We start from the raw sequence: 14,212 nt of genomic DNA on the forward strand, positions 1-14,212 counted from the left end.
AATCATGGGGTACTCGCTAGAGGTAGGCGTTCCCTACCCGAAGCAGGTCAACTGGCCGAAATCTGCGGCCAATCTCGTGCTCAGTAGCGCGTATGTGGAGATCATCTACGCGTTCGATGGCCTCACGACCGGCGAGAAGCTCGCGTTCAACACCGGCGCGGCAGCCTTCGCGGTCGTTCCCGGAGACAGACATCTCATGTGGTGCTACCGGTTCGAAGCGCCGACGCGACCGGGAGGCCACCCCGAGTCGCTCGGCTGGGGAGACTCGCCCTGGGAGGCTCACCGGCAGCGCGATCGAGTCGTCGGAGTACCCGGCAGAGCGGGTGACCCCTTCCCCGCGTACATGGTGCTGGTCGATTCAGGGACCGGAATCGTCGAGGGCCTACGCGTTGTCGATCTGGAAGCAGGGCTTGCCGACGCGCTCAGGAGCGCAGTCGCCCGGCAGATTGGCCTGCCTTTCAACGAAGCGGCCGCCTCCAGAGAGATCAATGCTGTCTATCAGCGGCACCCCGGCACCCAGAGCCTCCTGACCGAGGCCACCGGAGGGCAGGTGGTACCCGCAGTCGCGAATTGATCGACCGTCCGCCTTGGTGCCTTGCCTGGAAGATCCGTGCCGCCACCCCCCTCCTCGTCGAGCTCTGGAGGACAGAAGCGCTGGTCGGTCGAGGTTCCGCGCCGGGCAGTACGTGACGGAACCGGCAAGTCGGCCACGGGCGTCGCGCAGGACCTTGGGCGTCCAGCCGAGCACGTTGCAGAACTGGGTCCACCGCGGGCGCGCGCCCGGAACGACGCAGGAAGAAGTGGGCGGCTGCTCAGCCGATGGGCGTCCGGGCGCCCCTGCGAGAGGCGGGGCGCGCCGACTGGCCGACCCGGCGGTGCTGGATGTCGTAGCAGCCGAGATCCTCGGCCGCTACCACCTCCACCCGATCGAGAGAACAACCCCGACGAGACCATCACCACAGCCCTGACCACTTAACCTGAAACCAAATCAAGGAGCATTCCCCACGCCCAACTGAGCCCCCAGCGCCTGACTACCCTATGCGGCATGCTACTGATCGGACACGGTAGGGGTTCTCGGTCGTTGAACACCGCGTGAGTGAACTGGTTGGGGACGCGCGGGACTTGTCACCGTCGGCGCAGGAAGGGTTGCGGCTGCGGGCGGTGGCCGCGGTGGCGGAGGGCCGGGACCGTGAGGACGTCGCAGCGGTGTTCAAGGTCTCGCTGAAGGCGGTGGACGGCTGATGGGCGAAGTGGCTGGACGGCGGGCGTGAGGCGCTGATCGGGCGTCCGCGCGGGCGGCGGGTCGGGGAGCATCAGGTGTTGTCCGAGGCCGAGCAGGCGGCGGCGCGGCAGGCCGTATTCGCCACCAGCCATGTGACCTGGGGTTTCCGGGGCAGTTGTGGACGCGTTCCCAGCTTGGCGCGCTGATCGCGAAGCTGTATCGGGTCCGGCTGACCGAGCCGGGAGTGGGCAAGTACCTGCGTCGTTGGGGGCTGTCGTTCCAGCGTCGGGACAGGCGGGCCGTCGAGCAGGATCCCGAGGCGGTGCGTGGCTGGCTGGAGGAGACGTGGTCGGCGATCCGCGCGAAGGCGAAGGCCGAGGGCGCCGAGGTGCTGTTCGCCGACCAGGTCGTCATCCGTTCCGACCAGGTCACCGGCCGAACCTGGGGCGCCAAGGGGCGGATCCCGATCGTGCGCCGCGCCGGGAACCGCTTCTCGGTCAACGCCATGTCCGCGATCAGCACCAAGGGTCGCATGCATTGCATGGTCTTCATCGACACCTTCGACGCGAAGGTCATGTGCTGCTTCCTCGAGCCGAAGTGCTGGGCGAGGTAGCCGTTTTTGTGCAGCTCCATGACCAGCCGTGCGAAGCCCAGCCGCACAGAAGCCGGATCAGCCGACGCCGTCGGGGCGACCTGCCCGTTGCGGTGCGGCTAGTAAGGGTGGGGCTCCGTGAACTGGCGGATCTCCTGTGCTCGGCCGATCAGTTCGCGGAACCACATCTGCTGAGTAAGTACCGGGGCCTGGTCTCACGGATCGGCGCTGGCTTCCCAAGAGTCGTCGGTCTTCGGTGTGGTGGAGGGTAGGTTCTCGAAGTCCGAGCATGAACTCGATCCCTAGAACGCCTCCGTGAGCAGCCATTCGGCCGCGACACCCAGTCCCGTCGCCCGGACATCGCGATGCGGCTGGCTTCGGCAACGAACAGATCGGCAGGCCAGACCAGCTCGTATTTGCTGGGATCTATCACGAGGACCCCTTCGTGCCCGATACTGCGGGTCGGCGGCCCATGCGTAGACCGCACCGGGAGGATGCCGGTGACCCCGGACAACACCGCACGGATTTCCGGCACTTCTAGCTGCACAGGATCAGGCGGCGAGAGGGCTGCCCCGTCCCGTACCGGTGTTGCCCCCGCGGCGTCTGTCTGCCTGGTCGAGCGCGCTGCTGAGCGCGGCGACGGCTTGGTCGGCGGAGTCTTTGAGGAGGTGGCTGTAGAGGTTGATGGTGATGGCGAGAGTGGTGTGGCGGAGGGTCTTGGAGACCACGGCGACGGGGACGTTCTCGGCGATCATGATGCTGGCTGCGGTGTGGCGCAGGTCGTGCAGGCCGATGACGGGCAGGCCGAGTTCGGCGGTGCGTTTGCGGAGCTGGTCCAAGAGCCATTGTGGGCACAGGGGTTGGCCGTCTGGGCGGGGGAAGACGAGGCCTTCGAGCCGGTGTCGGCGGTGGGCGGCCATCTGGAGGGCGGCCTGGCGGTGGAGGGCTGTCATTGTCCTGTGGGAGAGGCTGATCCAGGCGCGGCTGGCCTCGGTCTTGGGTTCGCCGAACGTCAACTCGCCATTGTTGACGGCGGCGAGGGTCCAGCGGACGTAGAGCTTACGGTCCATGAGGTGGACGTCGGACCAGTGCATGGCGAGGATCTCGCCGCGGCGCATGCCGGTGCCGAGCATGACCTCGAACAGGTCGGTGAGCTGGTCTGCGTAGTGCTCCTTGTTGTGCCGAAGGAATGCGGCCGCCTCGTCCGGGGTCCAGCAGACGCGTTCGGCGGCGCGGGGTTTGGGCGGGACGGGGTGCTCGGCGGGGTTGTAGCGCAGCCGCCAGGACCGCACGGCCGCGCTCAGTGCGTTGCGCAGCGTCGCCACCACCCGGTACACGGTCACACGCCCCCGGTCGGCCTCCTGCTGGGCGCGGATCCAGTCCTCGATGTGCTTCGGGCCTAGATCTGGGAGCCTGTGCCGACCGAACGCCGGAACCAGGTCCCGCTCCACGCAGTCCGCGTACCCGGCGTAGGTGTTCGGCGCCAGCTCACTCTTCATCGACGCGAGCCACTCCCGCAGATAGGCGCCACGGTCACCCGCCGGTCCTTGTACACCCTGTGCAGCTCGCCGTCCAGGACCGCGGCCATCTCCCGTGCCGCCTTGGCGCGGGAGACGAAGCCGCCCCGCCGGCGGGTGCGGCGTCGTCCTTCGTCGGGGCGAGGTCGACGCAGTACGTCCACTTCCCGTGCTTCACGTCCGCGGCCAGCTGCGGGCACCACGGTCCCAACTGTTTGCCGTTGCTGTCCGAGCAGCCGCACCGCCGGTACACCCTTCCCCGCTGTGAACGCTGTCCCATGAACCCCTCCTCACACTCGGTGCTCTCTGGCACCAAGGTCGGCTGGCCTGTTCGGCGTGTCGGCAGGACGTGGAGAGCGGGGCGCGAAGCGCGCCGTAGCTGGTCGGCGACGACACGCGCGGGACGACACGCCGCTCGGGAGATCACGGCACGTGACCGGTGGGTAGGCGGCTCTGATTCGTCCCCGGACTTCGCGGCAGGTGGACCGGCTGGTGGAGGTCTCGGCAGCTCATCGGCGCGTGGCGCCTGGAGGGCCGTTACTCGCAGTGTCCGGCCCCTTGGGACCACTTTGGGACCAGGCGCATTGAGCGCCGGTGGGCACATGTGGACGGATCTGGACGTATCCGACCGAGGTAACACCTGGGCCTCCGTCAGGTCGCGTGAATCGTACGAGCAGCCCTTTTGTCTCAACTTCCTTGTTTGAACAGCAGGTTGTCCCCCTGTTCGGGACTCGTCGAGCAGGAGGCCAATGAGCACGTTGGTGAAGTCCCTTGACTGGGGGTCAAGGGGTCGCAGGTTCAAATCCTGTCGTCCCGACTGGAGTTCGCTCCAAAGTCGCAGGTCAGAGGCCGTTTTCTCGTTCGCGAGGAAGCGGCCTTTGGCGTAATCCGGGGTCTGCCTCTCACATTCGTCTCACGGTTTTCGCGGTTCGACGGCGAGTCGGGGGACTGGCTCGGCGTTGCGCGCCTGTGGCTGTAGGCGCCCCTCTCCCTTGTGTCGGATTTGTTGATCACTGCAATGGGTTGGATGATTGCCCACCGTGATCGGCGATTCTGGTCAGAGGGTTCGCACTTGACGCATCTGCCATCGATCAAGTGCGCGCCGGCGGGCCCGGCGGCTGCCCAAGTGCCGAGCGCGTTGGGCGGCGACCGGGGCAGCTACAGCTGCCCCGATGGAAGGGGCGGCGCGACGGGGCTGCGATGCTTCTGACGCGGCGTCAAGTGTCTGCCTGCTGCGCAAGCGGGTACCCCTCCGCGCGCGACCGGTGCCCGGCGAGTGCTCGCCGGGCGGGCTCCGAGCGGCTCCCAATCGATTGGGCCGCTGCCGACAGCCCCGAGCTTCATGTAGTCATCTTGGGAGCGAGAGGGGCAGAGGAAGGGGCAGGTGAGTCTCACACGTACGAGTGGCGAGAGTTCCGCGGGAGTGAGCGGCTCGCGGAGCGGTGGCCGGCCGCGTCGATCACGCGGGTCAGGCGCGTCGGTCAGTTGTTCCAGCGATCCCGGAGCGTCCTCGGACGCGACCACCGACAGGCTGGTCAAGGGCAGGCGGCATCGGCGATATGCGTCCGCAGGCACGGTCTTCCACTCGGATCACGGCTTGTGGGTGTTCACGAGTGCCGGTGTGCGGGTCTGGGGGCGAGCTGGTCGGCGGTGGTGTAACCGAGTGTGAGGCCACCTGCGATGGCCAGGCCGATGGCCGCGGCTTGGCCGATGGTCAGCAGGCCGAGGGCGAGTTGGCCGTGGCTGAGGCAGAGCATGCCCTGGTAGATGGTGTAACCGGGGGCGAGCGGTGCGATGCCCGCGACGGTGAGCAGCAGGGCCGGGGTATCGGTGCGGTGTGCGAGGGCCTGGGTGCCGAGGCCGACGAGGGTGGCCGCGACCGCTGCGGCCAGTGGCGGCGGGAAGCGGCACTCCTGCCAGAGCACCAGGTAGACGGTCCAGGCCAGGGCGCCGGCCAGGCCTGCGGTGAGCAGGTTCCACCGGGTCGCCTGGAGGCAGAAGGCGAGGCAGACGCAGACCATCATCGCGGCCGGGACCTCCAGGAGGAGCGCGGCCCAGCCGTGCAGGGCGAAGTCTCCCGGCTGGACCTGTGGGGCCCGCAGCCCGGAGCGCACCGCCGTGTAGAGGACCGCTCCCACTCCAGCGACGATCGCGGCGACGGTCATCGCCACTTCCAGGGCGCGTGCTGCGGCGGTGACCAGGTACCCGGCTATGGCGTCCTGCACTCCGCTGACGAAAGCCAGACCCGGCAACAGCATCGCGATTCCGCCCGCGACGACGAGCGGTGCCTGGGTGGTCGCGTCGATGAGGAAGAGCGCCGTCGCGGTGGCGGTGGCCACGGCTCCCCCCAGGACCACCTGGTGGAAGCCGGGCACGCCGCGGTGCGACAGGTGCTGGTTGGCGCGATCGATGAAGGCGGCCACTGCGGCGGCCGCGGCGAACGCAGTCGGCCCACCGCCCAGCATCACGGTGAAGAAGCCGCCCAGGGCCGCCCAGGCCAAGGTGACCTGCCAGGCGGGGTGGGCCGGTCGGGCAGCCTCGATCTGCGCCAGGCGGGACCGCGCGCCGTGGACATCCAGGGCGCCCCGCCCGACCAGTTCGACGAGGTGGTGGACGGCATCGATGCGCGAGTAGTCAAGGGCAGCGCTGCGCACAACCCGGATCTCGGTCAGGGGTAGCGCTCGCGGCCCGCTGCGGTAGGACAGCGTGAGGGAGCCGGCGGTGACGTCCGCCGTGCAGCCGTGCAGTCCCAGGGCTGCCGCCATCGCGGTCGTCGTCGCCACGACGTCGGCCGCCGGCGCGCCGCCGGCCAGCAGCAGTTCGCCGGTGCGCAGGGCGAGTAGCAGAAGTTCGCCGGCGTCCTCGTGTGCCGGGGTGGTACGGCGGGCGAACCCGCGGACGGTCAGGGGCTCGTGCATGGTGGTCATCGGATCGTGTTCTCGTCGAGCAGCCGCTGGAGCAGCTGGAATACGTTTTCGGCGCTCTGCCGGTCCCTGGTCACAGATCGACCCACTGGTTCAGCGAGCTCACGGGAGGCCTTACGAGCAGTTCCGGCAAAAGGTTCAACGTGATGTGCGTCTCGGCGCACGATCACGCGCGGATTTTCCCGGTGCTCGGTGGCCTCACGCCTCCGTTCGCAACATTGCCGCCACGGCGAGTTCGGCGCGCGAAGACTTTCCGAGTTTGGCCATGACACGCGACACGTGGGTCTGCGCTGTCCGGCGGGAAACGTACAGTCGCTCGGCTATTTGTGGATTCGAACAGCCTTCGGCGACCATCGACAGGACGAGTCGCTCCGTCGTTGTCAGAGCGTCCCAACCGGTCGCTGCTTTGGTCGGTGCTCTTCGACTTTCGAGCTTGAGCCCTTCGCGCGAAAGCCGGTCTTCCGCCCTGCGGGCGTCCCAGTCAGCACCGAGCGTGACATAGGTCTGCACGGCTTGGGACAGGAGAGTACGGGCTTGGTTCAGACGGCCTGCACGGGCTCGAAGCACAGCTTCGTTTTCCTGAGCAAAGGCCATGAACAGCGGGCGGCCCGCAGTTTGGTAGGCGTCGGCGGATTCGGTCAGCAGCGAGCAGTCCGCTTCAGCGAGCCCGCGGCAGAGAGCCGCAGTCCCGCGCTTGTTCGGGCTGGGCTGGAAGGCGGCGATCTCGCGCGCGGATGCTTCGAGCGCCGCGAGCCGGTCCGCGCGCCCCAGGCAGAAGGCGAGCCGCGCGGCGTCCGGGAAGAGGTGGTCGAGCGTCACCAGGTTCGTCAGGCGGTCCGACTCCCACAGGAGCGTCTCGAGCAGGTGGAAGGCGCCCTCCGAATCACCGTCCGCGTCACGGGCCATGGCCCGTGCCCACCAGTGGAGATACTCCGTGTACGAGTACGCCCGGAGATCCAGCGGTGCGGTACTGACGAACTCGGTGTGCTCCGTCCACTGGCCTCTGCGGATGTTGATCATCGCGCCCAGTGCCCGGAGGTCGGGCCCGACGTCGAGGGGGTCACTTGCGTCCAGGCCGGTCTGGATCGCGGTCAGCGCGTCGTCCCAGTTTCCGCGCAGGAACTCGAGGTTGGCGATGGCAGACTGATGCCACGTCAGGAAGGCTCCCCCGGCTCGCTCGCTCTGGCGGACACCTTCACGGAAGTCCTCGTACGCCTCGGTCGCCCGATCGAGGTCGGCCAGACAGTATCCACGTGCCAGATGCGGGGAGAGCTGGACATCGGGCTGGGTCTCGCGGCCGCCCAGTGCGACGAACGCCTCATCGACGAGATCGAGGGCCTCTTCGACACGTCTCGTGACCAGCAGGACGGCCGAGCGCGTGGTGAGACCGTACGCGGTCGCGTAGGCATCGCCGCTCTGCCGTCCGCCACTCACAGCGAGGCTGGCAGCGCACTCGGCCTCGTCCAGCCGAACCATGAGATGCAGCGCCTGTGCCTCAAGCGCATGGAACCGTGCGACTTGCGCAAGCGGAACGCCCTCCAGTTCCGCTGCCGCGCGGACGACCGCCACCGTCTCCAGTACTCGCCCTTGCTGCAGGACTGCCTGGGCGAGCCACCATCGCGCCACTCCCTCCTGTTCGACCGGCAACGGCCGGGTGAGGAGTAGGTGAGCGGCCTGCTCGGCCTCGGGAAGTTGTCCGGCCCACAGCAGGGCGCGGACGAGCTCGAAGTCCAGTTCGTCCGACGCCGAGCGGTCCCGTGCGCGGCGCAACAGCTCAACAGCAAGTCTCGGCGCGCGGATCACCAGCGAATCCAGCGCGCCGCGCAGCCACTCCACGTCCCGTTCGCCGAGCTGCGAGGTTTCCAGAAGATGCTCGGCGACACGCTCGACGGGAGCGTTCATCGCAGCCAGTGCGACACCGATCTGCTGGTGCAGGGCCGTACGGACGGCATGTGAGTAGCTCTGCACCACAGCTCGGCGGATCAGGTCGTGCCGGAACGCCAGCAGACCGCCGCGTTCCTCCAACACGCCCGCCGTGATCGCCTCTGCCACCGGTGCCAGCAACTCGGTCACCGGGCGCTGGAGGACAGCGGTCATCTCTGCCGCGCTGAAGGCGCGGCCGAGTAGTGCAACGATTCTCAGCATCTCGCGGGTGCCGGCGTTGAGGGACCCGAGCCGCTGAAATATCGCCGCGTTGAGCGAGCCCGGCACCAATGAGTCCCCGCCGTCGACCTCCTCGATCGGACCCCCGGCATCGAGGCGGTCGGTACCGGACAGTGCCGAGATCAGCTCGATCACGTAGAGCGGATTGCCTGCCGCGCCCGCCACCAGGTCTCGGAGACGGTCCCCCGGGCAAGCGCCCGTGAGCTCCGCGACTAGCTCGGCAACCTTGTCCTCGTCCAGGGGCCCGAGCGTGACGGTCGGAACCTCGTGCTCCTCCAGACTCACCAGGAGCCGACTGCCCGGACTGGGTTCCGGAACCGGACGGCTGGTCAGCAGCACGAGAAGCGGCAGCTGATCCAGCGCCCTGACGAGGCGGTGGATGACGGCCAGACTCGCCGTGTCCGCCCAGTGCACGTCGTCCACCAACAGCGCGACCGGCCCCGCCGAGCACCAGTCGTCCAGCGAAGAGAGGATCGCCTCGGCAATCAAGAACTCCTGGCCGGCGGCTCCGGCCAGCGTGCCTACCCGCTCGTCACCTCGCAGCAGACTCCGGATCCGTGCAAGACCCGGACGCTCCGCTGTGTCCGTACCGAGGCAATCACTCAGCGCGGCGAACGGCAGCCAGTGATCCATCTCACTGGCCTGCCCGCGCAGCACGGAGATCCCTGCCCTGCGGCAGAAGGCCTCGGCCACGTCGAGCATGGCGGACTTCCCGATCCCGGGCTCCCCCCGGAGCACCATCGCCCGGCCCTGCCCTGCGGCCACCTGTTGAACCAGCAGATCCAACCGGGCCTGCTCGCCGTCACGGCCACGCAGAGTAGTCGCCATCAAGTCTCCGTTGTCTTCCTGTCATCCGACCATCACGGAGCTCGCCATGAGCCGCCCCGGCAGGCGATCCCTGCAGCGGCCCGAATACGGCACCCGGCGGGCGCCCAGTCCCCTAGACGGCAAATCGGGTCAGAACGCGCGATGCTACCCCGGCCGTCCGTCGCTGGCACAGCGCACCCCCGCTACAGCCGGTGAGGTACCTTCTCGGGATGGGAATCAGCAGGTCGGCAGCAACTCTGGTCGGCCGGGCGGCCGAGTCAGCCCAGCTCGGCATGGTGTTGTCGACAGCTCTGACTGGTTCCGGCCGAGCAGTGGTGGTGTGCGGGGAGGCCGGGATCGGGAAGTCCGCGCTTCTGACGGCATGCGCTGATCAAGCCGAGCGGGCGGGTTTCACGGTGCTCCGGGGCTCGGCAAGTGAAATCGAGCAGCAGTTCCCGCTGTGGCCGTTCCTGGAGCTGCTCAGGACCGGCAGTTCATCCGCCGGCCAGTTGCGCCAGGAGTATCGAGCGGCCGTGGCAGCGCTGCGACAGCACAGCGCCGACGCGATGGCGGATCCGGTGCCGGCCGTGGCAGAACGACTGTTCCAGGCAGTGGAGCGCCAATGCGCCGGGGGTCCGGTGCTCCTGGTCCTGGATGACCTCCAGTGGGCGGACGAGATGTCAGCGGCGCTCTGGATACGACTGGCACGCCAAGCGAAGCAGTTGCCGCTGGTCATGGCAGCGGCTGTGCGCTCCGGTGCGGGCGAGGGTGAGGTGAGTGCCGTCCTTCGCGGACTGGAACGCGGCAACGGCCTGACCATCCGTCTTGGGCCGCTGTCCGACCATGCGGTGATGGCGCTCGCCAACAACCAGCTGACCGGTCCTGCTGCCCCGTCCCTGCTGCGGGAGCTGGGCCGGGCTGGTGGAAATCCCCTTCACGTCACCGAGTTGCTGGCGCTGCTCCGTGAGAACGGCGCTCTGGCAACGGGCCCGCACGGGCTTGAGGTCGGCCCGGGGCGCCATGACCTGTCACTGGGAGCGACGATCACCGATCGCATCCAGCACCTCTCCGCAGAGCTTCGCGAGATGCTCGGAGTCGCGGCTGTGCTGGGGCCCGAGTTCCAGCTCACGGACCTTTCGACCGTGTCAGGCCGGCCGCTGGTCGGTCTTCTACCCATCGTGGACGAAGCCCTGGCTGCGGGTGTGCTCGTTCCTGCGGGCGAGCGGCTGAGCTTTCGGCACCATCTGATCTGGCTGGCGTTCGCGGACAGCATCCCAGCTGCGCTACGCGGGGTTCTGCACAAGCAGGTGGCTGAGGCGCTGGCCCGGACCGGCGCGCCACTTGAGCAGGTGGCGTCGCAACTACTCCAAGCCGACGATGCGGGCAGCGATGCGTGGGCGGTCGGTTGGACAGCGGGCCATGCCCGGGAGCTGGTCGATCGTTCGCCCACGGTCGCAGTGGGGTTGCTGGCGCGTGCCGTCGCCGTGAGATTGCCGGCAGTGGACCTCACGGCCCTGCGGCTGCGTACAGTCGAGGCGCTCATCGCCTCGGCCAGGCCCGAAGAGGCCGAGGCGCTTGCGCGAGAAGTTCTGGCCGAAGGCTCCATCGAGCCTGACGACGCAGCCGAAGCGTCGTGGCTGCTCGCTCGTGCACTCCACGCGCAGGCCCTGAGCGGTGGCGGGTTGCATGACGCGGCCGAAGTCGTCACCGCCGCTACCAGGATCGATGGCATGAGCGAGCGCTGTTCGGCTCGACTGCTTGCCGAGAGCGCTTTCCATCTGTTCTGGTCAGACCGGCCCGTCGAGGCAATCGAAGCAGCCGCCCAGGCTGTGATCAGCGGTGAACGCTCCGGGGAGAGCTTCGCCCTGGCCTACGCACGCTGGATGCAGGTGGTGATGGCTCGGGTCCACGACGGCAACCTTGCTGCTGCACTGGAGCTCAGCACACGGGGACTGGCGCTTTGCGCAGACGGTACCCATCCACGGATCGAGCGGTTGATCCGGACCGAACGGGTCATGATCACGGGCGCCCTGGACCGGCTCGTTGAAGCCGAACAGGAAATCACGGAGATCCGTCGGGTCAGCGACCGGCTGGCGGCCCCGGACCCGGGGGCGACCGCAGCCATCGCCGCCCACCGCTTCAGGACGGGGCAGTGGGATGACGCACTGGTCGAGCTTGATCGCCTGAATGAGAACGTGTACGAACACGCGGCTGTACTGTCGCGCGGCCTGACCGCGCTGGTGGCTGCCCATCGCGACGACAGAGCAACCTGCGAGGCGCAGTTGCACCTGATGCGCGATCACCGTCCGGAAGCTCCGGCCGGCCATGAGGCCGCACAGTGGTTGCTGATGGCACGCTCCGTCGCCGCCGAACGATCCGGGCTCGCGGAACAGGCGCTCGCGGCGCTGCGTCCCGTCCTCGACCCGAAGATCGCGGCTGTCCTGGAGGACCCCTGCGACTGGCTTCCGATCATTGTGCGGCTGGCCCTGGCGATCGGCGATCGCGCTACGGCCGAAGCTGCCGCGGCGGTCCGGCCGCCAGGCCCGACCGAGCCGAGTACCGCTTACCGGCACCACGCGGCCCTGCACTGCGCCGGCCTTCTGGCAGGTGACTCTGCCGCACTCGTCGCCGCCGCGGACTACTACGCGTCGTCCTCCCGCCCGTTGCGGCAGGCCAACGCGCTGGAGGATGCGGCGGAGCTGCTGGCCTCCCAAGGATCGCCGATCGAAGCCAAGCGCCGGCTGGACGATGCCGTGGCCGCGTACACGGGTCTTGGTGCGCTCTGGGACGCCCGGCGTGCCCGAGCAAGGCTGCGCGCCCGTGGGATTCGGCAAGGGGCCCGTGGCCCCCGGGTAAGGGCAACCTCCGGCTGGGCCAGCCTGACAGCGACCGAGCTGCGGGTCGCCAACCTGGTCGCCGTCGGCCGATCCAATCCGGAGATTGCCGCCGAAATGCTGCTTTCCGCCCGCACCGTCCAGAGCCATGTCTCGCACATCCTGGCCAAGCTCTCGTTCAGATCAAGGGTGGAGATCGCCGGCGAAGCCGCGAGGCGAGGGCTCACCGAAGGGGGAGGATGACTCGGAGCCCCCGAGCGTGGGTGAGTTGTCCCCGGTACCGAGTCAGCTGGGTGGTGCGGACGAGTCGGGTATCGGCTCACGAATCCGTGCCATCGGGGTGTGGCTGCAAGCATGCCTCGGCAATGGCGAAGTGACGGAGGGCCTCGAAGCCTTCAGGCAGGTCGAGGTGGCCTTCGGCAACACCGCTCGGACGTTCGGCGACGAGGCGACGTGCGTGGGCGAGGTAGCCCGCCAGGGACTTCTCGCCGTGGCGGGCCGGTCTGTCGGCGCGGTTCCAGTCGGGGCCGTCCAGGGTGTAGAAGCGGAAGTCGGCGAGGCTCAACGGGGGTTCCACCGGGCCGCCCTCGTGGCGCCAGAGGCCGGCGCCCGGAGTGAAGCGGTAGTCGGGAAGCAGGCGATGACCGTCCGTGGCTATGAAATCGACCGCGTCGATGATGAAGTCCCGGACCGTGTCGGACATGAAGTACGGAAAGCTGACTCGCGTCCAGCCGGGCTTGATGCCTTCGTGGCCGTGTGTGACGATCTCGTCGCGCAGTGCCGCCGAATGGTCGTCGTCGATCCTCAGCAGACGGTGCCCGTACGGGCCGGCGCAGGAGCAGCCGCCGCGGGCCTGGATGCCGAACAGGTCGTTGAGCAGTGCGACCACGAAGTTGTGGTGAAGATAGCGGTCGCCGTGTCGGATCAGGAACGAGACGATCGGCAGGCGTGGCACGTGGGTGGTGCCGAGGATGACGATGTTCGGGTTGTTCTGCCAGCGGGCCAGGACCGCGTTCCAGGATCGCTCCTCCCTGGCGTGGATCAGCTCGGTACCGACCATCTCCTTGACCCCGAAGGCGAGGCCGGCGCGGATCGACTCGACGATGGCCGGCGTGCCGCCTTCTTCCCGGGCGACCACGTCGTCGAGGTAGTACTGATGCTGGGGATCCACGAAGGCCACGGTGCCGCCGCCCGGCATGGTGGGTACCCGATTGCGGACCAGGCTCCGCCGAACGATGAGCACTCCCGGAGACTGCGGGCCTCCGACGAACTTGTGGGGCGACAGGAAGACGGCGTCCTTGTGATCGATGCGGCCCGGTGCCGACTCGGCGACACGGATCGGCACGTACGGCCCCGCCGTCGCGAAGTCCCAGAAGGACAGGGCTCCGTGAGCGTGCAACAGGGAGGCGATGCGGTCGGTGTCGGTGAGGATGCCGGTCACGTTGGAGGCTGCCGAGAAGCTGCCGATGCGTAGTGGCCGGTCCGCGTAGCGGCCGAGTTGGGTACGCAGATCGTCCTCGTCGATCTGGCCGTTCGAATCCATCTTGATGACCACGACATCGGCGATCGATTCCCGCCAGGGCAGTTCGTTCGAGTGGTGTTCGTAGGGGCCGACGAAGACGACCGGCCGCTGATCCGCTGCTATGGCGTGCGCCGGACCGTGCTGTTCGGCCAGCCCGACCGGGCTCTGCAGCTCCAGAAGGCCGACGAGCTTGTTCACCGCGGCTGTGGTTCCCGAACCGCAGAAGAGCACGACGTGGTCGTCGGTGCCGCCGACCGCGCGGTGGATGAGCTCGCGGGCCTCCTCGCGCAGGCTGGATGTCTGCAGACCGGTGGCGGAGCTCTCCGTGTGGGTGTTGGCGTACTGGGGGAGGACCGTCGCGCGGAGCCAGTCCTCGATGAAGTCCAGCGAACGCCCGGAGGCCGTGTAGTCGGCGTAGGTGATGCGCCGCGGCCCGTAGGGGCCCGGCAGTACGTCGCCGTCACCGATGAGGCCGCGCCGGATCCGGGCCAGCCGCGCCGTGGCAGCGCGCGACGTTGCCTCTGCGTCTGACCGGTCAGCGGCCGTGCGTCCGGTCGCCTTGCTCCCGTCCGAGGCGTCCTGACGCATGCCCGGCTCGTTCCGGCGGGACCGGCCGATCAGCCCGAACGGT

At 68.4% G+C, this 14,212-nt stretch carries 6 protein-coding genes and 1 pseudogene; 3 read left to right on the plus strand and 4 right to left on the minus strand.

The genetic code is table 11. The annotated features are described in order from the left end of the window. The first annotated feature begins 4 nt into the window (after positions 1-4). Positions 5-574: a hypothetical protein gene (locus tag ACFC1R_RS22570; RefSeq protein WP_375941274.1), complete on the plus strand. Its 570-nt coding sequence runs from the start codon at positions 5-7 to the stop codon at positions 572-574. Between the two features lie 578 nt (positions 575-1,152). Beyond that, a pseudogene (locus tag ACFC1R_RS22575) lies at positions 1,153-1,811 on the plus strand (IS630 family transposase); the annotation flags it as partial. A 554-nt stretch (positions 1,812-2,365) separates the two neighbouring features. Here the strand turns inward: ACFC1R_RS22575 and ACFC1R_RS22580 are convergent. The 3 genes from ACFC1R_RS22580 to ACFC1R_RS22590 form a co-directional block, all read right to left on the minus strand. Then, complete coding sequence (locus ACFC1R_RS22580) at positions 2,366-3,334, minus strand: tyrosine-type recombinase/integrase (protein WP_375941329.1); 969 nt, start codon at positions 3,332-3,334, stop codon at positions 2,366-2,368. Positions 3,335-4,938: 1,604 nt separating this feature from the next. Next, the gene (locus tag ACFC1R_RS22585) at positions 4,939-6,249 is read right to left on the minus strand and encodes a threonine/serine exporter ThrE family protein (protein WP_375941275.1); all 1,311 of its coding nucleotides are present in this window, start codon (positions 6,247-6,249) and stop codon (positions 4,939-4,941) included. Between the two features lie 204 nt (positions 6,250-6,453). Further along, positions 6,454-9,246, minus strand: coding sequence for an AAA family ATPase (locus ACFC1R_RS22590; RefSeq protein WP_375941277.1), 2,793 nt, complete (start codon positions 9,244-9,246; stop codon positions 6,454-6,456). 209 nt (positions 9,247-9,455) lie between these two features. Here ACFC1R_RS22590 and ACFC1R_RS22595 point away from each other — a divergent pair, with 209 nt between their 5' ends. Beyond that, a complete protein-coding gene (locus ACFC1R_RS22595; protein ID WP_375941279.1) occupies positions 9,456-12,302 on the plus strand; it encodes a helix-turn-helix transcriptional regulator in 2,847 nt (948 codons plus the stop codon). Between the two features lie 76 nt (positions 12,303-12,378). Here the strand turns inward: ACFC1R_RS22595 and ACFC1R_RS22600 are convergent, their stop codons facing one another. Continuing rightward, positions 12,379-14,169 carry an aminotransferase class V-fold PLP-dependent enzyme gene (locus ACFC1R_RS22600; protein ID WP_375941281.1) on the minus strand — a complete coding sequence of 597 codons (1,791 nt, stop codon included), beginning with the start codon at positions 14,167-14,169 and terminating at the stop codon, positions 12,379-12,381. Positions 14,170-14,212 lie beyond the last annotated feature (43 nt).

Origin of the sequence: Kitasatospora sp. NPDC056138, assembly GCF_042264695.1 — a bacterium.
Classification (GTDB): domain Bacteria; phylum Actinomycetota; class Actinomycetes; order Streptomycetales; family Streptomycetaceae; genus Kitasatospora.